The organism is Cupriavidus sp. MPR-AND1C (genome assembly GCF_058809705.1).
The window spans coordinates 1-2144 of the sequence record NZ_JBXASU010000188.1 but is presented as its reverse complement, the minus strand read 5'-3'; the positions used below and the strand labels follow the sequence as shown (position 1 = coordinate 2144).

Annotated in this window: 2 protein-coding genes; both read right to left on the bottom strand. The window is 64.0% G+C overall.

The window, feature by feature from the left end:
* Positions 1–256: 256 nt before the first annotated feature.
* On the bottom strand, positions 257–1105 hold the full coding sequence (gene panC / locus AC1RWI_RS37905) for a pantoate--beta-alanine ligase (protein WP_043348819.1): 849 nt from the start codon (positions 1103–1105) through the stop codon (positions 257–259).
* Positions 1106–1243: 138 nt separating this feature from the next.
* Positions 1244–2125: a segregation and condensation protein A gene (locus AC1RWI_RS37900; protein WP_043348815.1), complete on the bottom strand. Its 882-nt coding sequence runs from the start codon at positions 2123–2125 to the stop codon at positions 1244–1246.
* Between the last annotated feature and the right edge of the window lie 19 nt (positions 2126–2144).

The window sequence follows — 2144 nt, the reverse complement described above, 5'->3', positions numbered from 1 at the left end:
GACGAAAAGAGCGGCCGGGACCCAAACTCGCATCGCCTTGAGGCGATACTCAGACATGGGTCCCTCTCTTCCGCTCTTTTCGCCGAAGCCCGAGGCGCCCCATACGGCCTTGGCACACCTTGACGGCTCGCTTCGCATCGCGCTGGGGTGTTCCCCGCCTTGGGGGCGGGTCACACGGCTAAGACGAACGGTTGCCATGCGAGTTCACTCACATAGGTGACACTTTGAGGCCCGGGGTGTCCAGGCCTCGACTTCATCAGATTTCCAGGTTGTCGATCAACCGGGTTGCGCCTAGCTTGGCTGCGGTCAGGATGACCAGCGGTTCGCCGGCTACGTATTCTTCGCGGGTGGGGGCTTGCAGGTCCACGCGCTTGCGGATGGAGACGTAGTCGGGTTGCCAGCCGCGGGCTTGCAGGGCGGCTTTGGCGCTGGCTTCGATGGCGGCGAGATCCGCGCTGGCGCTGTTGGCGGCCAGGACGGTATCGCGGACTTCGTGCAGTGTCTTGTAGAGCACCGGGGCTTCGGTGCGCTCGTCGGGCGTCAGGTAGCGGTTGCGTGAGGACAGGGCCAGGCCGTCTTCGGCGCGCACGGTTTCGGCGGGGACGATGTCGATCGGCAGCGCGAACTGATGGACCATGCGGCGCACGATCATCAGTTGCTGGTAGTCCTTCTTGCCGAACACGGCCACGCGCGGCTGCGCGCAGGACAGCAGCTTCATCACCACGGTGCAGACGCCCTTGAAGAAGCCGGGGCGGAACTCGCCTTCCAGGATGTCGCCCAGGTCGTGCGGCGGCTCCACGCGGTATTCCTGCGGCTCCGGGTACATGTCGCGCTCGGTGGGCGCAAACAGCACATAGACGCCTTCCTTTTGCAGCTTCTCGATGTCGTCCTGCAGCGTGCGCGGGTACTTGTCGAAATCCTCATTGGGACCGAACTGCAGCCGGTTGACGAAGATCGACGCGACCACCGGGTCACCATGCTGGCGCGCCAGGCGCATCAGCGACAGGTGGCCTTCGTGCAGGTTGCCCATGGTCGGCACGAACGCCGCCCGGTTCTGCCCGCGCAACTGGTCCCGCAACTCGTGAATGGAGGAGATGACTTTCATGAAGTTGGTGTGCTGGTCGTGGTAGGAATGCCCTGGCGCGGGTGTGCGCCGGGAGGCCGGTCCGGTGCTCTAGGTGGCGCCGATTGTCGGCGGATTGTAGAGCATGTGGCCCGAGGCGGGCGGCGCCATTGGTGCGGCTTAGCTGGGAACGTACGCCAATCGCACATAAATCGGTGCGAAGGGTTCGGCCTGGGTGATCTCGACCAGGGCTTCGCGCGATAGCTCGAGCATGGCGACGAAGTTGACCACCACCACCGGCACGCCCTTGCCGGAACGCACCGCGTCTTCGAAGAGTTCGCTGAACTCCATGAAGCGGGTATGCTGCAGGCGGCGCAGGATGTGGCTCATGTGCTCGCGAACGGATAATTCCTCGCGCGAGATCTTGTGGTGCTGGTTGAGCCTGGCGCGCTTGATCACGTCGGCCCATGCGGCCTGCAGGTCCACCACTTCCACATCGGGGAAGCGCGGCGCGATGCTCTGCTCGATGTAGACCTGTGAGTGCAGGAAATCGCGCCCGAGCTGCGGCACCTGGTCGATGCGCATGGCCGCCAGCTTCATCTGCTCGTACTCGAGCAGGCGGCGGACCAGTTCGGCGCGCGGATCCTCTTCTTCGTCGTCGCTGTCGGACTTTTTCACCGGCAGCAGCATGCGCGACTTAATCTCGATCAGCATGGCGGCCATCAGCAGGTACTCGGCGGCCAGCTCAAGATTGCTCTTGCGGATCTGCTCGATATACGTGAGGTACTGACGCGTCACTTGCGCCATCGGGATATCGAGGACGTTGAAGTTCTGCTTGCGGATCAGGTAAAGCAACAGATCCAGCGGCCCCTCGAACGCTTCCAGGAAGATTTCCAGCGCGTCCGGCGGGATGTACAGGTCCTGCGGCAGCTTGAACAGGGGCTCGCCGTACAGGCGCGCGAACGCCATGCCGTCGACGGCGGCCGGCGTGGAATCCTGCTCCGGCGTCACGCTCGGCAGCTCGATCGCCGGCTTCAGCTTGTCCTGCTCGCTCTGGTTCATCTAGGGGCGGGCGCTCGGG